We start from the raw sequence: 23,377 nt of genomic DNA on the forward strand, positions 1-23,377 counted from the left end.
AAAAGTGGTTCACGCCGCTTTCGGTAAGCAGGCAAGGCATGCCGCAGACAAGGAGGTCTCGATGATCGCCGACCGCATGATCGAGCAAGGAACACTCACCAGCACCGATGGCCGCACCGCCGTCGAGGTCCGCATCCCCTGGTACCGCGCGTTGCCCGGCTCGTGCATCGCCGGTGCCGCGCTCTCGGTGGACGGGGTTGCTGCACCCGCCGATTCATTGAGGTGGACCATGAACAACCGCACCTTCAGCTTCGATGAGCTGGTGGACGAGACCGGCGAGTGGTGGTTCCCGCTGGACTCGGCTGTCCTTTCCGGTGAGCTTCCCGTCGATGACCCCCAGGCCGAGCATGAAGTGCGGGTAGACCTGAAGCTCTACATCCCGTACATCATCACCGACCGCGGCGTGCTGCATATCGAAGAGCACGACACCAAGACCATGAAGGTGGCACAGCGATGACCAACCTTGGCACGCCCATCCAGGGCGTCACCCTCTACAGCTTCACCCGGGCCTTCCATGGCCGGCAGTACGACCTCGACGGCCTGATCCGCAAGGTGGCTGCGGAGGGCTTCGGCCCGGGGCTGGAAGTTATCGGCTTCTCGAGCCTCCGCGGCTTTCCGGACCACATCGACGACACTTTCGTGGGCCACTTCCGGGACCTCGTGGCCGAGGTGGACCTGGTGCCCACCTCGCTCGCCGTCAACGTTGACACCGGCCTGCGCCGCGACCGTCTCATGAACCATGACGAACTGGTCGAATACATGCGCACGCAGATCGAGGTGGCCGCCCGCCTGGGCTTCCCGATCGCCCGGGTCCAGATTTCCCTGACGCCGGATGCCATGGAAAGCCTGCTCCCGGTCGCGGAGCAGTACGGCGTCACCCTCGCCCTTGAGGTCCACGCGGACCAGCACGGCGCCCACGAACGCATCCTGGCCCTGCGGGACCGGTACGAGAAGCTGAACTCGCCGCTGCTCGGGTTCACCGCCGACTGGGGTGCCACCGTCACCGGGTTCGCCCCATCGCTCCTGGAGGCCTACCGGCGCCGCGGTGCCTCCGAGGAACTGCTGCAGCAGGTCGTGGAGATGTGGAACGGCTTCTACGCGGAAGGGCCGCCGAACACCCAAAAGGTACACGGCGAACGGTTCGGTGCTTTCATCGGCCTCGCAGCGCGGAACGGCCGCCCGGACCTCGGCATCGATTTCGGCATCAACGGCACCGGGCTCTTCGGTCCGGCGCCACTGGACACCTGGCTGGAAATCATGCCGTGGGTCCGCCACGTCCACGGCAAGTTCTTCGGGATTGACGAGAACGGCGAAGAGCCCTCGGTACCGGTCCGTGGCCTTGTCCGCCAACTGGTGGAAAACGGGTACTCCGGTGCGATCTCCAGCGAATACGAAGGTTGGCACTGGAACAACTGGGAGGACCCGTTCGACATCATCCGCGGCGAGCAGGCCGTCCAGCGGTCCGCCGCCGAAGACGCCGGCTCCGCCATGATTACGGACGCCGCCGAAGCCCGCCGCATCCTCAACAGCCACCTCGCCCAGCCCGTCCGCGGCTGACAGGAAAGGAACAGAAGACATGCCAGAAGGAATCGCCGGCTCGGGCATCGAGCTGGGCATCACCCTCTACTCACTCACCTCTGAATTCGCAGCCGGGCTCTACACGCCCGAGACCTTGATCAAGGCTGTGGCCGACGAAGGCCTCGGCCCCGGCGTGGAGTTCAACATCGCCCAGATGCTGCGCACCTACCCGGACGTGGACAACGACTTCGTGAAACTGTGGCGCGACAGCATGGACCGCTACGGCCTCACCCCCAGCGCCGTGGGCACCAACCTGGATATGGGCCGCCGCAAGGACCGGGACATGACCCCGGACGAGGAATACGACTTCTTTGCGCGCCAGCTCAAGACTGCGAACACGTTGGGCTTCCACAAAATCGTCATCCGTTCCGCCGGCAAGGAACTCCTCCGCCGGCTCCTTCCGCTGGCCGAGCAGTACGACCAGAAGCTCGGATACGAGATCCATGCGCCACAGGGCCCCAACGATCCGAAGATCCTGCAGATCCGCGAGATGTACGAGGAACTGGGCAGCGACCGCCTGGGCTTCACGGCGGACTTCAGCTCCACCATGCACAGCCTCTCGCCCACCCTGTTCCGCACGCTGACACAGATGGGCCTGCCGGAGGAACACTTCGCCGTCATGCAGGACATCTGGCGGAAGCCCCTGCCCATGCAGGAACGCAACCAGGAGTTCGAGGACTACCTGCGGGAGAACAACTTTGACCCCGCCCGGCTGGGCCCGTTCACCAGGTTGGCGTTCAACATGCACGGACTGGTTCCGCCGGAGGAATGGCTGGACATCATGCCGCAGATGTTCCACGTGCACGCCAAGTTCTACGACATCGACGCCGAGGGCAATGAACCCGCCATGGACATCCCGCGGATTGTGCGCCAGTTCGTCAAGGGCGGCTACCAGGGCTTCCTGTCCAGCGAATGGGAGGGACACGCTTTCGCCGACCTCGGCGAATCCGATCCGATCGACCTGGTCAAGAAGCAGCACGCCCTGATGCGCCAGGCCATCGAAGATTCCGCCGGCGCTGACGAAATTGACTCCCACCCGACCCTGGTCCAGACCTCCAAGTAAGGAAAGCCCATGGCAACACACAATTCCCTGTTCCAGGACACCGACGTCCGCAGGCACCCCGATGGCATCGCCGTGTCGGTGCAGCTGCCCTGGTACCGCAGCCTCTGGCTGTCCGCTGTTGATGACGTCGCGGCGACCGTCAACGGGACAGCCATTCCCAAGGAATCCCTCCGGTTCGAGCTGCAGGGGACCTCCTACTCCATCGCGGAGCTTCCGGAGCAATGGGAGACGCTGTGGTTCGTCGCGGACAAGCCGGAGATCATCATTCCGCTGGACCGCGTCCCCGGGGCCGGCGAGGAGATCGACGTCGAGGTTATCCTGACGCTCCGCCTGCTCTACATGCAGATCGCCCCCATGCATTACGTGGGGAACCGGGTGGCCGTGGACCGGAAGGTAGTGCTGGCATGAAACGCCTGCGCGTGGCCATGATCGGCTACGGCTTCATGGGCGCGGCGCATTCCCAGGGCTGGCGTACCGCGCCCCGCGTCTTCGACCTGCCGGTGGAGCCGGAGATGGCCGTGGTGGTGGGCAGGAACGCCGACGCCGTCGCTGCCGCCGCCAGGAAGTGGGGGTGGGCGGAGTCCGCCACCGACTGGCGGGACGTGATCGCACGGGAAGACATCGACGTCGTCGACATTGTCACCCCCGGCGACTCGCACGCCGAAATAGCGATCGCCGCGCTGGAGGCCGGCAAGCACGTCCTGTGCGAGAAGCCGCTGGCAAATACGGTGGCCGAGGCCGAAGCGATGGCAGAGGCTGCGGAGCGTGCCGCGGTCCGCGGGATCCGCGCGATGGTGGGCTTCACCTACCGCCGCGTTCCGGCCGTGACCCTCCTCCGGAACCTCATCGCCGAAGGGGCCGTGGGCGCGGTCAACCAGGTGCGTGCCTCCTACCGCCAGGACTGGCTGGTCGACCCGAAGATGCCACTGGCCTGGCGGCTGCAGAAGGAACATGCCGGGTCAGGGGCCCTGGGCGACATCGGTGCGCATGCGATCGACCTGGCCCAGTTCGTCACCGGGCTGGCACTGGAAAAGGTCTCCGGCACCGTCGGCACCATCGTCAAGGAGCGCCCGCTGCTGGATTCCGGCTCCGGCCTTTCCGGCGCGGCCGTCGCCGGGTACGGCACAGTGACCGTTGACGACATCGCCATCTTCACCGGCCGGTTCGAGACCGGGGCGCTCGCGTCCTTCGAAGCGTCCCGGTTCGCCACCGGGCGGAAGAACGCACTCCAGATCGAGGTCTCCGGGGACAAGGGCGCGCTCGCCTTCGACCTTGAAGACCTCAACAGCCTCGACTTCTACGACCGCACCGCACCCGCTGACCGGCAGGGTTTCCGGAAGGTCCTGGTCACCGAGGCCGGGCACCCGTATCTTTCGGGCTGGTGGCCCGCCGGCCACATGCTCGGGTATGAGCACGGGTTCTCCCACCAGGTGAAGGACCTCGTGGAGGGCATTGCGGACGGCATCGACCCGCATCCGACGTTCGCCGACGGGCTTCAGATCCAGCGGGTGCTCGAGGCCGTGGAGCGCAGTTCCCACAATGATTCCGCCTGGACGCGGGTCGCCGCCGGCGTCACCGCCGCGGCGCTATAGGAGGAGATGTACGTGGCACGACCAATCACCCTGTTCACCGGCCAGTGGGCCGACCTGCCGTTCGAGGAGGTGGCCCGGCTGGCCGGAGAATGGGGCTACGACGGACTCGAGATCGCCTGCTGGGGCGACCACCTTGACCCGTGGCGCTGGGATGACGACGCCTATGTGCAGGGCAGGCTGGACATCCTGGAGCGCAACGGACTCAAAGCCTGGACCATCTCCAACCACCTCAAGGGCCAGGCAGTCTGCGACGATCCGATCGACGAACGGCACCGCGGCATCCTTCCGGATGCGGTGTGGGGTGACGGCGACCCTGAGGGCGTCCGCCGCCGTGCGGCCGAGGAACTGAAGAACACCGCCCGGCTTGCGGCCAGGCTTGGGGTGAAGACGGTGACGGGCTTCACGGGCTCGTCCATCTGGAAGTACGTCGCGATGTTCCCGCCTGCAACGGAAAAGATGGTCGACGCCGGCTACCAGGACTTCGCGGACCGCTGGAACCCGATCCTTGACGTCTTCGACGAGGTGGGTGTCCGGTTCGCCCATGAAGTCCACCCCTCTGAGATCGCCTACGACTACTGGACAACCCAGCGCACGCTTGAAGCCATCGGGCACCGGGAAGCCTTCGGGCTGAACTGGGACCCCAGCCACATGGTGTGGCAGGACATCGACCCCGTCGGCTTCCTGTGGGACTTCAAGGACCGCATCTACCACGTGCACTGCAAGGACACGAAGAAGCGCCTCACCAACGGCCGCAACGGGCGCCTCTCGTCCCACCTGCCGTGGGCGGATCCGCGCCGGGGCTGGGACTTCATCTCCACCGGCCACGGTGACGTGCCCTGGGAGGACGCCTTCCGGATGCTCAACTCCATCGGCTACCGCGGACCCCTGTCCGTGGAGTGGGAGGACGCCGGCATGGACCGCCTTGACGGCGCTCCCGAAGCGCTGGAGTTTGTCCGCCGGCTCTCCGGATACGAGCCCTCGGCGGCCGCCTTCGATGCCGCCTTCAGCACCAAGTAGCAGCAACACGCAGGAATTGCCGGCCCGGGACATCCCAGGCCGGCAATTCTGGTTAACAGTCCGGCAGCTCTGGTTGGCCGGACTACCCGCCCGCCAACGCATTCTCCGCCAGCGCCAAGTGCCGCCGCGTCATGTCAGTGGGGTCATCACCCAGCCATTCGTGGCCACCCCACTCGCTGGTCAGTGTGCCCGTGAACCCGTTCCGGCTGAGGAGGCCCCCGAGATCCCGCAACGGCTGCGAAACCCGCCCGCCGTCGTCGTCCAGGTCCCAGAATTTCAGGTGGAAGGCACCCGCCAGTGGCAGGATCCCCTGAAGGTCGCCGGCTTCGCTCCGGCCAAAGCGGATGAGCAGGTTCATAAAGAGGGTGTGGATTCGCGGCGGTACCCCGCCTGCCCGGAGCAGTGCGTGTATTGCCCCGGCGGTGGCCGGATCCCGCCACTCTTCGGCCAGGCGCTTCAGAAGGTCCGGACCGACGCCGCCCTTCCCCAGTTCCTCGAGGTAGCTGACAGGAAGTGCCGGCATCAGCATGCTGATGTCCACCAGGACACGGATGCGCCTATCTCCGAGCGCCGCGATCGCCTCGAGGGCCGGAGCAACTGCTGGGCTGTCCGGAGCCTGCTGGCCCTGGACCTCCTCATACAGCACCAGATCCAGGTCGTGAAGAAGCGGCTGCACCAATGCCAGGAGCTGCGGGCCGGCCTGCCCGAGGGGAAGCCGAACCCCGCCGGCACCCACCCGGCGGGCCGCCACCAGCTGCGGCACCAGGAAGTCCAGCCGCTCCTGCAGCGTGCGGCGCCGGGTGGGCGACATGAAGTCGTCCAGGCTCGCACCCACGATGCTGATACGCCCGCCCTCCCCAGCCAGGGCATCCCGCAGCGCGTCCACCTCGGCGTGCTCGGGATCAGGGAACGAGCGCCACACGAGGCCGGGCTCAAGTTCCACCGTGCCAGCCGTACTGGCAGCGATCCCCGTGACAATGTCGGCGGCAGTGCGCCGGGCAGCGATGATTTCGGGGGTCCAATTGAACGAACTGGCGCAGAGGGTCCAACTGCTGGGTATCTTGGCAGCCATAAGGAGCCTTCCCATTTATGTATCCTACTGGCAAACTTATGTCAGATTCAGGATAAAGGATTGAAGCCATGATGGAAACAGCATTTCGCCCTGACGCCCTTACTGCTGTTGCGGGCGGCTTTGAGTTGCGGCTCGGCCTGCCCTGGATCCGCTCCATGCCGCTTTCGAGCATCATTGGCCTGGCGGTGGAGGTCGACGGCGGCACTGTTCCGCCAGGAGGGCTGGCGGTGGTTTTGGGGGCGCGGCGCGTGCCGCCGGCTGCGCTGCAGGAGGAAGCCGGATGGTGGTTTGTCCAGGACCGGCTGGTGGTGCATTGCGGGCACGGGCTCGCCGGCGGCAGCCATCTCATTGCCGTTGATTTCCAGCTTTTGGTGCCCTACCTGCAGGCCGCTCCCGGCCGTCCGCTGGTGCTGCCATTCCATGTCGAAGCCCGGCTGGACCCACTCCACGCGGTGCTGCCTGGCGCCTCGCGCGACGTGGCCTGACCGGAGCCCCTGCTGCCGCCCTTGCGGGGCTAGGCGGCACTGCCTCACGTTCCGGTGAGGGGTGCCCGTCGGCGAACCAGCGGGGGAAGGTGATGTCGAACAGTTGCTCACGGGCCAGTTCCGCTCCGCCGCGCAGCGGTTCCCGCTCATCGTTCACGGACAGCGTGATGGTGAGGTCCCGTGTGGCCAGGGGCAGTGACAGTTCATAGACGCGCTGGCGGACCTCGGCAAGGAATACCTCTCCCGCAGAGGCAATGGCGCCGCCGATGACGATGACGCCTGGATTGAACATATTCACCAGGGCGGAAATGGTCTCGCCTGCAACGTGCGCTGACTTCTGGATGAGCCCGATGGCCAGCGGGTCGCCCGCCTGCGCCGCGAGGGTAATGTCCTCCAGGTTGAGGGGACCCTTCTTTGCCCGGCCTGCCAGGGATGTGGCGACGCCGTCCTTGATGGCCTGTTCGGCATCCCGCACCAACGCCCAGCCGCCGGCGACCGCCTCCAGGCAGCCGACTTTTCCGCAGCGGCACGGCACGTCGGAGTCGGATACCCGGACGTGGCCGATATCCCCGGCTGCCCCGTTGGCGCCACGGTGGATCCTGCCTTTCGACAGGAGGCCCGCGCCCACCCCGGAGCCGATCTTGCAGTAGATGAGGTCCGTCAGGGAGTCGCGTCGGCGGGCGCGCTCGCCGAGGGCCAGCAGGTTGGAGTCGTTATCCACCCAGACGGGGGCGTTGAAGCGCTCCTCGAACGGCGTGCGGACATCGAAGCCGTTCCAGCCGGGCATGATGGGCGGCGCTACGGGTTGCCCGGTGGCGAAGTCGACGGGGCCCGGGAGGCCCACCACCACTCCCCATACAGGTACTTCCGGATGTTTCCTGAGGACGTCGTCAACGAGGGACATGACGGCATTGATGGTTTTTACCGGCCCCTGGGCGATGTCCCACGTGCGGTGGGCATGGTCTATCACGTCGCCGTCGAGGGCGGTGATGCCCACCCTGATGTGTGCCGCTCCAAGGGCGCAGATGATGATGCGACCCTGCTCGGAGCGGAAGCGCAGGGTCCGCGGGGCGCGGCCCCCGGATGAGGCGCCGAAGTCGCCATCCCCAAGGAACCCGATCGAGATGGCCTGGTCCACGCGCTGGCTGACGACGCCTCTTCCCAGGCCGGTGACCTTGCCGATTTCCGGCCGGGTGGTGGCTTCCCCCGTCCGCACAAGGTTGACGATGCGCAGCAGGCTGGTCACTTCATCCGTCTGTGCCCCAAAGCGGAGGGTGGAGTCTGTCGTCATGGCACCAATTCTCACACATGGAGGCCGACTAAAGTACGCATTGCCATAAGAATGGTGCAAATTGACCATACTTATGAATAATAAGAACAAAAGAGGAGGTTGCCATGCCCTGGAATATCGGGATCCTGGGGGCTGGCCCAGGCGTTTCCGCGCTGCATCTGCCCGTCCTGGGACAGCTGCAGGAGCTCTTCACGGTGGTGCACATTGCCGACTCCGGAAGCGGCCGCGCCCGGGCCCTGGCCGAACGGACCGGTGCCCGTTGCTCAACAGGGGAGCAGGACCTGCTCGAGGACCAGCGCGTGGACGTGGTGGCCATCTGCAGTCCGCCGGCCCAGCATTCCCGTCAGATCCTGGCGTCAGTGGCCGCTGGAAAACGCGCCATCTTTTGCGAGAAGCCGCTGGCTACCACCCGCCAGGAGGCCGAGGCGGTAATCGAGGCCTGCCGGGCCGCCGGTGCCATCCTGATGGTGGGGACGAACCACCTCTTCGACCCCGCATGGGGGCGTGCCAGGCACCGGCTGGTGGCACTGGAAGGCAGGGTGCAGGCAGTTTCCGTTACGTTGGCGCTTCCGCCCAACGACAGGTACCACCAACTCGTGGCGGAGGGCGGTCCGTTCCAGGCCGCCCGCCGCGACGCTCCCGATGTCCGGGACCCCGCAGTCTCGGCCGGTGTCCTGCGGCAACTGCTGACCGGCCTGGCCATCCATGACCTGCCCGCGGTGCGGGACATTGCGCCCGGAATCGACGAGGTTGTCTACGCGCGGCTGGTGCCGCCGATCGGATACCTGGTGGGATACCGCGCAGGCGACGTGCTGGTCCAGCTGGCACTCACCATGCTGCCGGACGGGCCGGATGCCCTCTGGCGGATGGCCATCACCACCTCCCATGACCGCATCGAGGTGGACTTTCCGCCGGCTTTCGTGCACGCCGGAAGCGCCGCTGTCCGGGTGCGCAGCGTGGACGGACGGTGGACTTCTTATCGGCGCCAGCCCGTGGACGGGTACGTGGCGGAGTGGCGCCTGCTGGCATCCCTCCTTGAGGGGGATGTGCCCGTGGAATACGACGAAGTGCTGGCCGATTCGCACTATGCCGTGGACCTCGCCAACGCTGCTGCCGCCAGGATCCTGGAAGGTGCAGGGCAATGACGGCGACCGGCCGCAGGCTCGGCGTTTTCACCCGCCTGCCGTCCTACCTGGGTGCGGCTGCCGGGCTTTCGGCCGCTCTCATTCCCGCTGGGGAACCTGACGGCGCGGTGGTGGTGGTCCCTGGATCGGGCGACTGGTTGCAGGGCATGCTTGCCGCCCGGAACCAGGGGGCGGCGGCGGTAATCATTGCCGATCCCAGGGTGCTTCCACGCGAAAATCCCGACGCCGGATGCTGGCCCGGGGACATCCCTGTGGTGGTCGACCGTCCACGCCTGCGCCCCGACGTCGTCGCGGACGCCGTGCAGGCAAGGCGTGGGCACCAGGCCCGGGCCATCACGGTGGAATGCGCCGCGCCTGCGGCCGAACTGGAAGCGGTGGTCAGCGATGGCTTCGGTTGGGTCCGCTCCCTCGGGGAGGGGCCTTTGGCGCTCCGGGCGGCCGGCGGCGCCTCGCTTGGCCTGATTGCACTGATGGACGTGCAGTCCGCGGGCGCAAGCCTTCCAGCAACTCTTGCGGGAACTGCCCTGGGCGGGGGACGTGGCCCCGGGGGCCTCCTCCAGGTGCTCGCCCTTGGTGAGGTGCGGACGGAGGTGGTTGTGGACCAGCCTGCCGGGTCAGTCCGGGTGGAAACCTCCACGGCGGACGGAATCCTGAAGGCGGCTGAACGCTACGAGTCCCCGGCCCGCCTTGCGCTGCGCCGCGCTCTTGATTCCTGGCGGTCCGGGGACCCCGCGGCGGATCTGGAGGAGTTGCTGGCGGACCAGGCGCTGGCCCGGGAAGTCCTCCAGGCGCCGCGGAACCAAGATGTCTAAACCAAGCAATCTTTTGTTGCTTTCCAACCTAAGTGGCGGTAGGCTCATCAATGGCGCCGGGGTTCCCCGCGGACCCGTTCTCCGTCGTGATGGTGCGCCGGAGGCACACCACGTCGCGCCGACGGCCCGATCGTTCGGGCAGACCACTATGCCACTCTCTCCCGTAAGACTCCGTCTCCTGGTCGCTTCGCTGTTGACCGTTTCCTTCCTCGGTGCGCTGGACCACACCGTGGTTTCCACTTCCCTGGCAACCATTTCCGGCGAACTGGGCGCGCTGCAGCTCATGAGCTGGGTGGTGGTCGGCTACACCCTGGCCAGCACCGTCCTGCTCCCCGTGCTCGGCAAGCTGGGCGACGTGCTCGGCGCCCGGCGGATCTTCCTGGTCTCCCTGGTGATCTTCCTTGCCGCTTCCCTTGCCTGCGGTTTCGCCACGGACATCGCGTGGCTGATTGCAGCCCGCGTGCTGCAGGGCATGAGCTCAGCGGGCCTGCAGCTGATGTCGCAGACCATCATTGCGCGGGTCACCACGCAGCGGGAACGGCCCCGCCATATGGCCATCATCGGCGCAGCATTTCCTATCGCCATCCTGGTGGGCCCCGTCCTGGGCGGTGCCATCACTGATTACTGGGGCTGGCAATGGGTCTTTTGGATCAACATCCCTGTGGGCGCGGCCGCCTTTGCCTTCGCGCTGGTTGCCGTTCCCCGCCTGGAACCAGGGCCGGCGCCCCGGAGCTTTGACATCGCCGGCGCCGCCGTCTTCACCACCGCACTGGTAGCCCTGGTGCTGGCCGCCTCCTGGGCCGCTGACCAGAGCGGCTGGGCGACGGCCCTGACCGCGCTGGCGGTCAGTGTCGCCGGTTTCATCGCTTTCTTCCTGATCGAACGGCGTGCTCCTGAGCCCATCATTCCGCTGTACTTCTTCGCCAACCGCACCATCGCCGCCGGTACGGCGCTCTCGGCGATCATCGGCGTCGGACTCTTCTCCATCACCGCCTACCTGCCCACGTACTTCCAAATGGCGTACCGGACCACCGCTACGGTGTCCGGCCTGGTCCCCATCGCCACCGTCTTCGGGATGCTTGCCAGCAACCTGCTGACCGGATGGCTGGCAAGCCGCACCGGGCGGTACCGGATCTTTCCCATCGTTGGCACCATCCTGGGAGCGGCCGGCCTGCTGGTCATGGCGCTGCTGCCCGCGGGCCTTCCGCTCTGGGCACCCATGATGGTGATGGCGGGTGTGGGCATGGGCACTGGCGCGTTCATGAGCCTGATCGTCGCCGTCGTCCAAGGAGCCGCGCCGGTCAGCCAGACCGGCACCATCACGGCCACCATCAACCTGGTGCGGCAGGTGGGATCGACAGTGGCGACGGCGGTCATCGGCGGTGTGGTCGGCTCAGGTGTCGCCGCCCTCCTGCCGGCGGGGCTGGACGCGTCAACGCTGACGCCGAACCAGGTGCACGGGGCGTCCGCGGCAGTCCAGGCCAGCGTCGCGCAGATCTACGGCACCGTCTTCACCCCCATCTTCATCGCGCTGGCCGCCGCCTACGCCCTGGGGATTGTGGCGGCTGTCCTGCTCCCGCACGGCCGCCTCTCCGACGAACCTGTCCCCGCAACCCGCACGCCTTCCGAAACCCTTCCGGCCTGATCTCAAAGGAGACATCATGTCCAATCCCACCATTGCCGTTGTCGGCAGCGGCCCCATCGGATCCACCTACGCCCGTGTGCTGCTGGAGCAGGCCCCGAACGCTCGCGTGATCATGTTTGAAGCCGGACCCCAGCTGACCGCCGTGCCCGGGGAGAGCGTCCGGAACATCCCGGACCCGGCCGAAAAGGCGCGGGCCCGGGAGATGTCCCAGGGCCCCCAGGCCGGCGCGTACCGGGAGTCGCTCGGCATCCCCGCCGCAACCGTCACCGAGGGCATGTTCACCGCACGCCAAGGCACTCACCTACTGGACTTCGGTGGAGAAGGCTCCGCCCACGCACCATCCTTCCCGGCCGCGGCTGCCGCCACCAACGTGGGCGGCCAGGGTGCCCACTGGACCTGCGCGACGCCGTCCCCCGCTTTCAGCGAAAAGGTGGCCTTCATCGGGGATGACGAGTGGGACAGCCTGATCGAGGAAGCCAAGGGGCTGCTGCACGTCCACAGCGCCGCGTTCGCGGATTCCAAGGTCGGGGAAGCCATCCGCCGCCTGCTGGACGGGGAGTTCGGGGCGGAACTGCCCGAAGGCTACGGCGTGGGCACGCTCCCGGTGGCCGGGGACCCGCAGCCGGACGGGTCCGTGCGCTGGGCAGGGGCCGACGTCGTCCTCGGGCCCCTGGCGGATAAAACCAGCCCGCTCTCCCAACGGTTCGAACTCCGCGACCTGACCCTGGTGCGCCGCGTGGAACTGGACGGGCACCGCGTCACCGGCGTCACCGTCCACGACCTGCGCACGGGCGATGAGTCATTCGTACCCGCCGACGTGGTGGTGGTGGCGGCGGACGCCTTCCGCTCCCCGCAGCTCCTGTGGGCCTCCGGCGTCAGGCCCAAGGCGCTGGGCCACTACCTGACTGAACACCCGGTGGTGATCTCCACTGTTGCCCTGGACGCCGACAAGATGAAGCAGTTCGCCACTGAGGAGGACCTCGACGCGGAACTGGCCCGGCGTGCCCAGAACCCGGCGGACCCGGTGGCGGCCGTGAACCGTATCCCGTTCTCCGAGCCGGAGCACCCCTTCTCCGTCCAGGTGATGTACTCCGAGTCGACACCCTTCCCCATGGAGCCTGGTACGCCCTACTCCGACAACCGGTGGGGGTACGTCAACATGGGCTACGGCATGCGCAAGCATCCCCGCTACGAGGACGCGGTCACCTTCGATGAGGACGAACAAGACTACCGCGGCTTCCCGAACATGACCATCGAGTACGCCCTCACCGAGCGGGAGGAAAAGGAAATCGCGGAGGCCACCGAGCGGCTCCGGCGTGCCGGCAAGGCGCTGGGGGTATTCGTGGCGGAGCCCCGGCTCATGCCCAACGGCTCCAGCCTGCATTACCAGGGCACCATGCGGATGGGGGAGGCCGACGACGGGAGCTCGGTGGCTGATCCATGGTCACGGGTGTGGGGCTACGAGAACCTGGTGGTGGGCGGAAACGCGCTCATCCCGACGGCCACCGCCATGAACCCCACCCTGATGAGCGTGGCCATCGCCGTCCGCGGGGCACGGAAGATCGCCAAGGAGCTCTCGTAAACCAGCGGCGCCCACCGTGCGGCGGCGTGCCAGCCGGCGCCGCCGCACCGGCGGGGCACGGATAACCTGTGGGTATGAAGAACCTGGACCTGAACCTGCTGCCCCACCTGCAGGTCCTGCTGGAGCTGCGGAACATCACCAGGGCCGCGGAGCGGCTGCAGTTGAGCCAGCCTGCCACTAGTGCCGCGATGGCCAGGCTGAGGCGCCACTTCGACGACGAGCTCCTGGTCCGCAACGGCCGCACCTACGACCTCACGCCCTTCGCGCAGTCCCTGGTGCCCCTGGTCGACGAGGCGATGCTGCACATCCAGCGCGCCACCCGGATCCGGTCCGGCTTTGACGCTGCCACCAGTGAGCGTGAGTTCGTCATCGCGGCATCCGACTACGCAGCAGCGCTGATTGTGGGTCCGCTGCGCGGGATCCTTCAGGATGAGGCCCCGGGTGTGTCCGTCGATTTCGTTCCCACCACAGGCTTCCAGGGCCAGCTGGCGGACTATGCAAAGATCGACCTGCTCGTGGGACCTACCGGGTACCGGATGCAGGGCCTGAGCAAGCAGGTGTTCCGGGACAGCTTCGTGGCGGTCGTCGACGCCGGCAACCTGCTGCTGCAGCAGCCCAGACTGACTCTCGACGACCTCGCCACGGTGCCGCACGCCGTCGGCTACTTTGGCGAGGGGATCAGCACTCCGGCGGACAGGTTGTTCGAGGCCCGTGGCATCCAGCGCCGGGTGGCCGCGGTGGTGGCAGGGTTCCTGTCCCTCCCGCTGCTGGTGGAAGGGACCGACCTGGTGGCCCTGGTGCCCGGGATGCTGGCGGCCAGGGCCCAGCGGGGAGCCAACATCGCCGTCCTCCGGCTTGACGACGACGCGGAGGCATCCCTGGTGGAAGCCATGTACTGGCACCCGTCACAGGCCGAGGACCCCGCGAGCGTCTGGCTGCGCTCGGTGGTTCAGCGGTCCTGCTCCCGGCTGGAAGAGCTGTTTCCGGCCAGCACGCATCCCTTGACTATCCGCGGGGCGGATACCACCTAGACCCGGAACGCCGTTCCCGGCACGGACCTTCCCTGCAAAAGTCTTAGGGAAAGACCCTCCCGGAAGGAACCCCCATGCCCGTTTCCACCCAGCGCCTGGTAAGCAAGACCGCCGTCATCACCGGAACGGCCAGCGGCCAGGGGAGGGCCGCCGCGCTGGCCTTCGCCGAGGCAGGAGCGTACGTGGTGGGCTGCGACATGGACGACGACGGCGCCGCGGCCACGGTCCGGACGGTCACCGGGGCCGGGGGACGGATGAGCAGTGCACGGGTGGATCTGACCGATGAGGCAGCGGTGGCGGCATGGGCTTCAGGCGTCGCCGCGCAGCACGGCCAGGTCCACATCCTGTACGCCAACGCCGCCGTCACCCGGTTCGCCCCTGTCGAGGAGCTCACGTATGCCGACTGGAAGTGGAACGTTGAGCACGAAATGGACGTGGTGTTCCTGCCGGTGAAGTATTTCTGGCCGCAGCTGGTCCAGGCGGGGAACGGCGCCATCGTCCTGGTGGGCTCCACCGCAGGCGTCACCGGGTCCATGACCAATGGCCGTCTGGCACACACCGCCACCAAGGGCGCAGTGGTGGCCATGACCAAACAGCTTGCTGCCGAAGGGGCGCGGCACGGGCTGCGCGTGAACGCCGTCAGCCCCGGAATGATCCGCACCGCTGCCACCGATGGCAACCTCCTCGCTGCCGGCCACCCCAGGCGGACCATCGCCGGCAGCATCCCGCTGGGGCGGATCGGCGCACCCGAGGAAGTGGCCAGGTGCGCGCTGTTCCTGGCCTCCGATGAAGCCTCCTACGTCACGGGGGCCAACCTGATGGTCGACGGCGGGTGGTCGGCAGTGCTGCCCGGCTGACCTTCCCTGCCTGGAGGGGGAGTCAGCGCAGCGCGTCGGAGATGGACTTGGCCCCGCCGTGCGCTGACTGGCCCCCGTCCACGGGGATCTCCGCGCCGGTCACAAAGGAGGAGAGCGGGCTGAGCAGGAAGAGCACGACGGCGGCCACTTCCTCCACGCATCCCGTGCGGCCGAGCGGGGTTTCGGCCACGCTGGCCTGCCGGAAGTCCGGCTTGGCGCCGGTCGTCATGGGCGTCTCGATGAAGCCCGGGTGGACGGTGTTCACCCGGATGCCCCGGGGGCCCAGCTCCATGGCTGCCACTTGCGAGAGCCCCCGGAGGGCCCATTTGCTGGCGGTGTAGGCCACCGGGTAATGCGCCGTGAGACCCGCCACGGAACCGACGTTAACAACCGCTGCCCCGCTGCCCATCAGGGGAGCCAACGCCTGGATGCCCAGCATGCTGGCGGCCACGTTCACCTCGTAAACCTTCTGCAGGTCAGCAACCGAGGCATCCAACAGGCGGCTGCGCTGCGTGATGCCGGCATTGTTGACCAGCCCGTCCACCTGCCACCCCTGGGACCTGACCCACTCGGCAAGTCCGGCCCACGCGGAAGCATCGCTGACGTCCAGCTGCCGGTAGAGCAGCTCCCCTCGGGAAGACGGTGCAGCCACAGCCAGTCCGGCCGGTGTGTCAGGCGCCAGGTCCGTGGCGATAACCCGCGCTCCAGCCTCCGCCAACAGGCGTACTTCTGCTGCGCCCTGCCCCTGGGCCGCGCCGGTGACCACCACGGTGCGGCCGTCGAGCTGAAGGGAAACCACTTAGATCGCGGACGGAGCCGTCTGGACCGTCCGGTTCCGCGGGCGTGTCCGGGAGGCAACCCTGGTCGAGGCCTCGCGCCGGTCACCGACGGTGTTTTCGATGGTGCCGATGCCCTCCACGGTCATCCGGACGGTATCTCCGGTTTTCAGCGGCGGCGGGGTCTGGGCGCCGTTGCGCCCCCACAGTTCGGCCAGGCAGCCGCTCCCGCAGGTGCCTGAGCCCAACACGTCTCCAGGGCGCACCACGGAGTCCTGGGAGGCGTAGGCCACGAGCTCGGCGAATGGCCATCCCATGTTGGAGAGCAGGTCCTGGCCAATCTGTTCGCCATTGACGTGCACGGACATGGAGATGGGCAGGAACCCCTCGGCATCGTGCCGGTCCTCGAACTCATCGGCGGTGACAATCCAAGGCCCCAGGGTGTTGGCGAAATCCTTGCCCTTGCATGGGCCCAGGCTGACCTTCATTTCCCGGCGCTGCAGGTCCCTCGCGGACCAGTCGTTGAGGATGGTGTAGCCGAAGATGTGCCGGTGGGCCTCCCCGGCGGACAGGTTGCTGCCGTCACTGCCCGGCACATGGCCGACGACGGCGGCGACTTCCGTTTCGAAGTCCAGGTCCGTGCAGCCGGCGGGAATTCCGATGACCGCACCGGTCCCGGTCACCGTGTGCGGGTTGGTGAAGTAGAACGTGGGTGCCTCATACCATTCCGCTGCCACGCTTACCACGCCGTCGATGCTCTTCCGCACACCCTCGACGTGCTCTTCAAACGCCACGAAGTCGCGGATGGTGGCAGGCGCCAGCGGGGCAATCAGCTGCACGTCCGCCAAAGGAACGGCAGGACCGTATCCAATGGTGTGCCGGGCAATATCCAGCGCCCTTTCCAGTCCGGCGTCGAGCAGCGCCTGCACGTCCTGGCCCTGGGGGAGGGCGTGGCAGGTGCCGCCGTCAACAAAGCCGGACTGCGTCCCGCCGTCGTGGTTCCAACGGGCGATCTTGACCATGAATCTGTTCCTTAGGCTGGGTGGCTGGCGGTGCGGACCGAAGCGGGCGTTATGCCCAGTGTTGCGGCGTTTCCGGCCAGCACGCTGGCCCGGTGGTCCCCGGGGAGCTGTGCCTCAACGACCTCCGCCACGGGCTGGTCCGAGCCCATGTCGAACGGGTAGTCCGAGCCGAGCAGTACCTGCTCGGGGCCGGCCGCGGCCACAAGCGCCCGCAGCTCGGCCGCGCTGTGCACCAGCGAGTCGAAGTAGAGCCTCTTCAGGTAGGACGACGGCGGCTCGGCGCACCCATGTGCCTCGGGCCGGACGCGCCAGGCGTGGTCGGACCGGCCCAGGGTGGTGGGAAGGTAGCCGCCGCCGTGCGCAGCCAGGACCTTGAGGCCAGGGTGGCGGTCCAGGACGCCGCTGAAGACCAGGTGGGACAGGGCCACGGCGTTTTCGGCGGGCTGGGAGACGGTGTTGGCCAGGTAGAACCGGTCCAGCCGCTCATCGAGGGAGCAGCCGAACGGGTGCAGGAACACCAGCGCGCCCAGCTCCTCCGCCCGTGACCAGAAGGCCTCCAGCCGGGGGTCCGAGAGCTCAACCGTGCTGCGCTCCGGGTCCGCGGGGGTGGCGGCGAAGGAGCCGATCTCGACGCCCAGCAGGCCGCATTCCAGCACGGCGTGGTCCAGGGCTTCGACCATCAGGCCGGGGTGCTGGAGCGGGACCAGGCCCAGCCCGTTGAGCCGCTCCGGGGCCCGGTCCACGAAGTCACGGACTGCCTGGTTGGCCTGCTTTGCCAGCTCCAGCGCCAGTTCCTCCCCCGCGAAGTAGTAAAAGTGCGACGGTGACGGCGAGACCAGCTGGACGTCCACACCCTGGGCGTCCATATCGGCCAGTCGGCGGTCCAGGTCCGTCAGCTGCGGCCAGCGTTCCTTGATCATCCTGCCCGAAGCCGCCATCGACTCAGGTCCGTTGCGCCGCACCTCCAGGGCCTGCTGCGCGCCGAAGCCCTCGGGGTCGGCTTCTGCCACCAGTTGCTGGAGGGCCGGAAGCAGGATGTGGGCGTGGACGTCCACCGTGGGGGACCCACCGGAGCCGGTGCTCATGCCGGCTCCTTCAGCATCACGGAGAGGCCGTGCATCAGGCCCGGCACGTCGGCGTCACGGACGCCGTCGAGCATCCACTGGCCCAGCTGGACGGAGGCGTTGACCACTGCCTTGGCCCGTTCCAGCCGGCGGTCGGTGAACTCCTTGAACAGGGTTTCGGTCACGTGGTCGGCGTTGATCAGCAGTTCGGCCAGGACGGCGGCGTCCTCCAGCGCCATAGCCGCACCCTGCGCCACCGTGGGCGGGCAGCTGTGCGCGGCATCGCCAATGATGACGGTGCGGCCTCGGTTCCACGGACCATCGACGAGGTGGGTGGTGAACCACGTGTAGTTGATGCGGGCACTCTGGTCCAGGTTCGCGCGGATTTCGTTCCAGGGGCCGCCGTAGGCTGCGGCGAGTTCAGCCATGATGCGGGGGCCGTCCCCGTGTTTGCGTTCCTGTGCCTTTTCCACCAGGTAGGCGTAGATGGTGTCCGGGCCGGTGGGGCAGTACCCGGCGATGAAGCAGGGGCCGCCGTAGGTCAGGTCCGTGCGGACAACCTCTTTCGGCCGCGGCACAAAGGCACGCCAGATGCCCATACCGGTGGACTTGGGCTCGACGTCGATGCCGATGGCCTTGCGGACCGCGGAGTGCAGGCCGTCGGCGCCAACCAGGAGGTCATAGGCCGCGGTGCCGCCGTCGGCGGTGCTGACGGTGACGGACCCGCCGTCGTCCGCTATCCCCGTGACTGTCTTCCCGTAGCTGATCCGGGCGCCCGCCCGCTCAGCCCGTTCCCGAAGGATGGCCGTCAGGTCCGGACGGTACATGCCCATCGTGGCCGGGAGGTCGTCGCCGCCGGTGCGGATGTCCTCAAGGACCGCGATGACGGTGCCTGCCGGGTCCGGGGCGCGCAGGCCCAGGGTGCTGAAGCCGTAGCCTTTCGCCTCGACCTGCTCCCAGACGCCGAGTTGGCGGAGGACCCGCAGGGCGTTCCCCTGGAGGGTGATCCCGGAGCCGAGGGTCTGGGGTGCGTCCGTCTTCTCCAGGACTTCCACCTGGATGCCGGCGTCGGCCAGGAGGATGGCGGCTGCCAGCCCCGCGGCTCCCGCACCGACGATTCCGACGTTCTGTACTGCTGCCATCGCTGACTCCTTTGGTGTGACGGCGTTACTGCTGGTGGTTGTTTGGAAAAGTTACCGGAGTGCGATCGGGTTGACCGGCGAACCGACGGCCCCGGTGATGGGCAGGGGCGCGGCGGTGAGCAGGAAGTCGTACCTGCCGTCCGCCGCGCACGCTTCCGCCAGCCCGTCCGGGTCCCACATCTCGCCCAGGAACAGGCCCAGGTTGGGGATGGCGATCTGGTGCAGCGGCTGGAACGCGCCGTCGAATTCATTTGGGCGGACCTCGAAGCCCCAGGTGTCGGTGGCGATTCCGGCGATCTCACTCTTGTGCAGCCACGGCGCGGTGCTGAACGACAGGCCGGGGGCGGACCCGCCGGCGTAGTCGCCCCAGCCGTCACGGCGTACCCGGGAGTACTGCCCGGTACGGATCACCACGATGTCGCCCCGGCGCACTTCGGAACTGGGGCCTTGGAGCCCGATGGTCCGCTGGAGGTGTTCCGGGGTGATAGCAAAACCGTCCGGCAGCTCGCCGTCGTCCCGTCCCAGGTCAGGACCCAGCGCGCGGCCCACGTCGAGCAGCACACCCCGGGTGGCGATCTTGGCTGCCGCAGTCTCGATCCCGGTCACCAGGTCGCCTTCCGAGGTGACCACATCTCCCGCGGCGCGGCCGTTCCAGGCCTTGCCCTGGTCGAAGATGTGGCCCAGGCCGTCCCACTGGGTGGAGCACTGCAGCGGCATGGCGATGACGTCGTCCGCGCCGCCGAAGCCGTGCGGGAAGCCCTGGTTGCCGCGCTCGGCGTCCACTCCGGTGTCCGTCATGGTGTGGACGGGATTCGTGCGGCGGCGCCAGCCTTTTTGTGGTCCGTTGGTGTCGAACGGCTGGGACAGCGAGAACGCCTCGCCGGTCTTCACCAGGGCCGCTGCTTCGATCCGCTTGCCGGTGTCGATGAAGTTCAGGGTGCCCAGGACGTCATCGTGGCCCCAGCGGCCCCAGTTGTTGTGGGCCACTGCCATGGCGCGGATGCTGCCGAGCGGGTCTTCACGCCGGACAACCGGGGAATCGGTTGATTCCCCGGTGCCGGTTGCTGTGTCCTGGGTGGTCACGGCTTGCTGCTTTCGGTGGGAGTTTCGTCTTTGCAGTGGATGAGCTGGGTGCCCAGTCCGGTGATGGTGCCCTCCATGACGTCGCCGTCCTGGAGGAGCCCCAGTGCTGGCCGTTGTAGCCGGGCTGCCCGTCAGGACCAGGTCCCCCGGGCGCAGCGGCATGATCTGGGAGGCTTCGCTGACCAGCTTGGCCACGCCGAAGATCATGTCGGACGTGGATTCGTCCTGCATGGCCTTCCCGTTGAGCCTGAGCGTCACCTGGACGTCCTGGGGGTCGCCGAAGAACTTGTCGGGCACCAGCAGCGGGCCGGTGGGCAGGAACCCGGGAGCGTTCTTGGCGCGGTACCAGTCCGAGCCGATGGCCGGCATGTCCTTGCGGAAGACGTACTCGCGGGTGGTGATGTCGTTGACCATGGTGTAGCCAAAGACATGGTCCAGCGCTTCTTCGGGGGTGACCCGGAAGGCCGTCTTCCCGATCACGGCCGCCAGTTCCAGCTCCCAGTCGTGGGACTTCGAGTAGGACGGGAGGGTGAGGTCATCGGTAGCGGACGCGACCGCCGTCGGAAGTCCGATGAAGAAGTACGGCGTGCCCTGGCCCGCGCGCCTATCCATCATGGCCGCCGTCGTGGCGCGCACCTCCTCGGCGTCCTCCCCAGGTTCGCGGTGCGCGACGGCCAGGTCGATGACGTGCTTGCGGTAGTTCGCGCCGGTCTGCAGGATCTGGGCCGGTTCCACTGGGGCAAGGACCTCGACGTCGGCCAGCGCCAGGCCGGTGTCCTCACCCGCGGAGGCGGCCAGGGAGTCCAGCTGGCTTTCGGTGGCGTCCCAATGCTCGATCAGGGAGTTGATCTCCCCGTCCAGCGGCAGGACACGGTTATTGACCAGCAGGCCTGCCCGGGCCTTGCTGTCCCCGGCTTCCTGGAACCGGATGAGCGAATAGGTTGCTTCAGACATGGCGCGTTAGCCCCGGCCGTGCTTGGCGTAGGGGTTCAGGAGGGCTTCCTTCATTTCGGGGGAGGCGCCTTCCTCGGTGGCGGTGAAGCCTTCGGCCGGCGGGAAGGACTCGGTCATGGAATGCGGCATGGCGCCGTTCTTGTAGAAGTTGTTCGAACCTTCGGACGGCTTCCAGGTGTTGGCCTCCCAGTCCGGGACATAGTTGCGGTAGCCGCCGGAGTTCAGCTCGACGCGCAGCCCTGACGGCTCACGGAAGTACAGGAAATTCTGCTCGCCCACGCCGTGGATGGAGGGGCCGTACTCCATCGGGGTGCCGTGTTCCATCATGACGTCCGCGGTGCGGAGCAGGTCCTCGGTGGTGTCCACCCAGAAGGCGATGTGGTTGACGCGGCCCGGGCGGCCGGAGGTGTCAGCCACCACGCCCAGGTCGTGGGACTTTTCATTGGTGGTGAGGACGGAGAAGACCGTGATGGGGGCTTCGTCCAGGTCCACGAAGGCCATGACGCGGAATCCGAGTGCCTCGTTGTACCACTTGGCGAAGCCGCGCACGTCGGAGCAGGCCACAGTGACGTGGTCCAGGAAACGGGGTGCGGCGGCGTGGCTGCTGCGGCGCTCCGGGCGGTCCGGGTAGGTGGACTCGAAGCCCGGCCCGGCCACGAACTTGTCCACCTCGTAGAAGAGGCGCATGTGGTGGCCATAGGGGCCGATGAACTCGTAGGCCTTGCCAAAGCCGTGGCCACCGGCGCTCCAGGAGCCCTGCACGCCGGTCGCTTCGATGCGCTGTGCCGCGGCTTCGAGAGCTTCCTGCGAGTTGGTGCGCCACGCCATCCGGCCCAGGGAGGCTTCGGGGCCTTCGGTGATGACCAGGCTGTAGCGGTAGTAGTCGCCCCAGCAGCGGAGGTAGACGTTGCCGTCCGCGCGGTCGATGATTCGCATGCCGAACTTGTCCTCGTAGAACCGGGCCGAGGCTTCGACGTCCGGGCTGGTGATCTCGAGGTGGGCAAGATGGGAGAGGGGAGTTTCCACGGTGAAGTCCTTCTGGTTACTGGCTGCGGGTCGGTCGGTGCAGGTCCTGGTATCCACTGTGAAGTACTTCATATATTTGGGGAAGACGAGCTTTTCGATATCAGCTATTCGCCGCGCTTATGTCCGCCTGGTCCTAGAGTTGCGGGACGCAGGGCCCGCTGCCCAGCATGGCCAGCCCGGCGAGGTCACCCGCAGCGAAGTTCCTGACGCCCATGTTTTCCGCATACATCAGTTGCGTCGGATCATTGACGTGGTCCAGGCCCAGCACGTGTCCGAGTTCGTGCATGATGATGGCGCGCACCTCCGCCGCGCCGTCCGGGCGGCCGGCGATGATGCCGGCAAGGTCCGGGGCATCAAGGCGCACCTGGCCGGCTTCGAGGACCAGCGGCTGCCCGGCCGCCTCCACATAACCGCTCCCGCCAAGGTAAGCAACATTCCCTGCAAGGCCCGGCGTTTCCACGGGCGTTGACCAGGCGATGAGTACCGGTACCCACCGCTTTCCGTAGCGGTCCGGCTGGAAGGCAGACCGGTCATCCGACGGCGCTTCCGTGGTGGGTCCGTCATAGACAAACTGCAGGCCGGAGGCCTGGGAGACTGCTGCCACTGCTTCCCGGACCAGGACATCGCCACCCGGCAGCGCATTGTCCGGCCGGACAACGTAATGGACCGGGCGGCACGGATCGTACGCGACCAGCCGCTGGCCCTCTTTCGGCGACTCCTGCAGCACAAAGGCGGTGGAGCCCGTGCTGGCGGGTGGTGTGCCCAGGGGTGCCGAGGCTGCCTCATACCCGGGCGGCGGCATTTTCGCCCCGGGCAGGTAGGGGGCTGCGGCGGGAAGAACCACACGGTCGAAGAGCGTCGGCGTGAAGTACAGGCAGACCACCAGGGCGATCCCAAGGACGGTCCGCAACTGGACTGTCCGCGACGGGGTGGTCCGCTTCGACCGGGACCCTTGTCTTCCCGCCCTGCTCCGGAACTTTTTCCGGCGCCGGTGAGGGGCTTCAGCACCGCGCCAGGGCGAAGGAGCCTCTGCCCTGCCGTACGCTTCATCGATGGCCCATTGCGGGATACGTCCACTGGGGGAGCGCCGGACGTTTGGCGGGGCGAACCCGCCAGGCATGTCCCGATGAGAATTATCGT

The 23,377-nt window shown here is 67.4% G+C and carries 21 protein-coding genes and 2 pseudogenes; 13 read left to right on the forward strand and 10 right to left on the reverse strand.

The window, feature by feature from the left end:
- Positions 1-61: 61 nt before the first annotated feature.
- From NMQ03_RS00765 to NMQ03_RS00790, 6 genes are read left to right on the forward strand one after another with little or no spacing between them, the layout of a single operon-like run.
- The gene (locus NMQ03_RS00765; protein WP_255175704.1) at positions 62-457 is read left to right on the forward strand and encodes a DUF6379 domain-containing protein; all 396 of its coding nucleotides are present in this window, start codon (positions 62-64) and stop codon (positions 455-457) included.
- The gene (locus tag NMQ03_RS00770; RefSeq protein ID WP_255173962.1) at positions 454-1,557 is read left to right on the forward strand and encodes a sugar phosphate isomerase/epimerase; all 1,104 of its coding nucleotides are present in this window, start codon (positions 454-456) and stop codon (positions 1,555-1,557) included. The genes NMQ03_RS00765 and NMQ03_RS00770 overlap by 4 nt, the downstream gene beginning before the upstream one ends.
- A gap of 19 nt (positions 1,558-1,576) precedes the next feature.
- Positions 1,577-2,641, forward strand: coding sequence for a sugar phosphate isomerase/epimerase (locus NMQ03_RS00775; protein WP_255173963.1), 1,065 nt, complete (start codon positions 1,577-1,579; stop codon positions 2,639-2,641).
- Positions 2,642-2,650: 9 nt separating this feature from the next.
- Positions 2,651-3,049, forward strand: a complete 399-nt coding sequence (locus NMQ03_RS00780) for a DUF6379 domain-containing protein (protein ID WP_255173964.1) — start codon at positions 2,651-2,653, stop codon at positions 3,047-3,049.
- Positions 3,046-4,233: a Gfo/Idh/MocA family protein gene (locus tag NMQ03_RS00785; protein WP_255173965.1), complete on the forward strand. Its 1,188-nt coding sequence runs from the start codon at positions 3,046-3,048 to the stop codon at positions 4,231-4,233. The genes NMQ03_RS00780 and NMQ03_RS00785 overlap by 4 nt, the downstream gene beginning before the upstream one ends.
- 12 nt (positions 4,234-4,245) lie before the next feature.
- The gene (locus tag NMQ03_RS00790; RefSeq protein WP_255173966.1) at positions 4,246-5,250 is read left to right on the forward strand and encodes a sugar phosphate isomerase/epimerase; all 1,005 of its coding nucleotides are present in this window, start codon (positions 4,246-4,248) and stop codon (positions 5,248-5,250) included.
- Between the two features lie 82 nt (positions 5,251-5,332).
- Here NMQ03_RS00790 and NMQ03_RS00795 read toward each other — a convergent pair whose 3' ends face one another.
- Positions 5,333-6,337, reverse strand: coding sequence for a restriction endonuclease subunit R (locus NMQ03_RS00795; RefSeq protein ID WP_255173967.1), 1,005 nt, complete (start codon positions 6,335-6,337; stop codon positions 5,333-5,335).
- A 140-nt stretch (positions 6,338-6,477) separates the two neighbouring features.
- Here NMQ03_RS00795 and NMQ03_RS00800 point away from each other — a divergent pair.
- Positions 6,478-6,642: pseudogene (locus tag NMQ03_RS00800) on the forward strand (hypothetical protein); the annotation flags it as partial.
- A 25-nt stretch (positions 6,643-6,667) separates the two neighbouring features.
- Here the strand turns inward: NMQ03_RS00800 and NMQ03_RS00805 are convergent.
- Complete coding sequence (locus NMQ03_RS00805; RefSeq protein ID WP_255173968.1) at positions 6,668-8,098, reverse strand: ROK family protein; 1,431 nt, start codon at positions 8,096-8,098, stop codon at positions 6,668-6,670.
- Positions 8,099-8,202: 104 nt separating this feature from the next.
- Here NMQ03_RS00805 and NMQ03_RS00810 point away from each other — a divergent pair, with 104 nt between their 5' ends.
- The 6 genes from NMQ03_RS00810 to NMQ03_RS00835 all read left to right on the forward strand — a co-directional run bounded on the left by NMQ03_RS00810 (position 8,203) and on the right by NMQ03_RS00835 (position 15,170).
- Positions 8,203-9,243, forward strand: coding sequence for a Gfo/Idh/MocA family protein (locus tag NMQ03_RS00810; RefSeq protein ID WP_255173969.1), 1,041 nt, complete (start codon positions 8,203-8,205; stop codon positions 9,241-9,243).
- Entirely contained in the window at positions 9,240-10,055 is an 816-nt protein-coding gene (locus NMQ03_RS00815) for a hypothetical protein (protein WP_255173970.1), read from the forward strand. Before NMQ03_RS00810 ends, NMQ03_RS00815 begins: the two co-directional genes overlap by 4 nt.
- 193 nt (positions 10,056-10,248) lie before the next feature.
- Positions 10,249-11,700, forward strand: coding sequence for an MFS transporter (locus tag NMQ03_RS00820; protein WP_255173971.1), 1,452 nt, complete (start codon positions 10,249-10,251; stop codon positions 11,698-11,700).
- Between the two features lie 16 nt (positions 11,701-11,716).
- Positions 11,717-13,282: a GMC oxidoreductase gene (locus NMQ03_RS00825; RefSeq protein ID WP_255173972.1), complete on the forward strand. Its 1,566-nt coding sequence runs from the start codon at positions 11,717-11,719 to the stop codon at positions 13,280-13,282.
- Positions 13,283-13,356: 74 nt separating this feature from the next.
- Positions 13,357-14,313, forward strand: a complete 957-nt coding sequence (locus tag NMQ03_RS00830; protein ID WP_255173973.1) for a LysR family transcriptional regulator — start codon at positions 13,357-13,359, stop codon at positions 14,311-14,313.
- Positions 14,314-14,387: 74 nt separating this feature from the next.
- Positions 14,388-15,170, forward strand: coding sequence for an SDR family NAD(P)-dependent oxidoreductase (locus NMQ03_RS00835; RefSeq protein ID WP_255173974.1), 783 nt, complete (start codon positions 14,388-14,390; stop codon positions 15,168-15,170).
- A 22-nt stretch (positions 15,171-15,192) separates the two neighbouring features.
- On the opposite strand, the gene NMQ03_RS00840 is transcribed toward NMQ03_RS00835, so the two are convergent.
- From NMQ03_RS00840 to NMQ03_RS00875, 8 genes and pseudogenes are all read right to left on the reverse strand, one after another.
- Positions 15,193-15,969 (reverse strand): SDR family NAD(P)-dependent oxidoreductase, encoded by a 777-nt coding sequence (locus NMQ03_RS00840; RefSeq protein WP_255173975.1) that lies wholly within the window; start codon positions 15,967-15,969, stop codon positions 15,193-15,195.
- On the reverse strand, positions 15,970-16,968 hold the full coding sequence (locus tag NMQ03_RS00845) for a fumarylacetoacetate hydrolase family protein (protein WP_255173976.1): 999 nt from the start codon (positions 16,966-16,968) through the stop codon (positions 15,970-15,972).
- A gap of 11 nt (positions 16,969-16,979) precedes the next feature.
- Positions 16,980-18,053 (reverse strand): amidohydrolase family protein, encoded by a 1,074-nt coding sequence (locus NMQ03_RS00850; protein ID WP_255173977.1) that lies wholly within the window; start codon positions 18,051-18,053, stop codon positions 16,980-16,982.
- Positions 18,050-19,174: an FAD-dependent monooxygenase gene (locus NMQ03_RS00855; protein WP_255173978.1), complete on the reverse strand. Its 1,125-nt coding sequence runs from the start codon at positions 19,172-19,174 to the stop codon at positions 18,050-18,052. Before NMQ03_RS00855 ends, NMQ03_RS00850 begins: the two co-directional genes overlap by 4 nt.
- Before the next feature lie 51 nt (positions 19,175-19,225).
- The gene (locus NMQ03_RS00860) at positions 19,226-20,257 is read right to left on the reverse strand and encodes a cyclase family protein (RefSeq protein ID WP_255173979.1); all 1,032 of its coding nucleotides are present in this window, start codon (positions 20,255-20,257) and stop codon (positions 19,226-19,228) included.
- Positions 20,254-21,211: pseudogene (locus NMQ03_RS00865) on the reverse strand (fumarylacetoacetate hydrolase family protein). Before NMQ03_RS00865 ends, NMQ03_RS00860 begins: the two are co-directional and overlap by 4 nt.
- 6 nt (positions 21,212-21,217) lie before the next feature.
- Complete coding sequence (locus NMQ03_RS00870; RefSeq protein ID WP_255173980.1) at positions 21,218-22,237, reverse strand: VOC family protein; 1,020 nt, start codon at positions 22,235-22,237, stop codon at positions 21,218-21,220.
- A 133-nt stretch (positions 22,238-22,370) separates the two neighbouring features.
- A complete protein-coding gene (locus tag NMQ03_RS00875) occupies positions 22,371-23,147 on the reverse strand; it encodes a matrixin family metalloprotease (RefSeq protein WP_255173981.1) in 777 nt (258 codons plus the stop codon).
- Positions 23,148-23,377 lie beyond the last annotated feature (230 nt).

The organism is Arthrobacter sp. DNA4 (genome assembly GCF_024362385.1).
Taxonomy (GTDB): Bacteria; Actinomycetota; Actinomycetes; order Actinomycetales; family Micrococcaceae; genus Arthrobacter.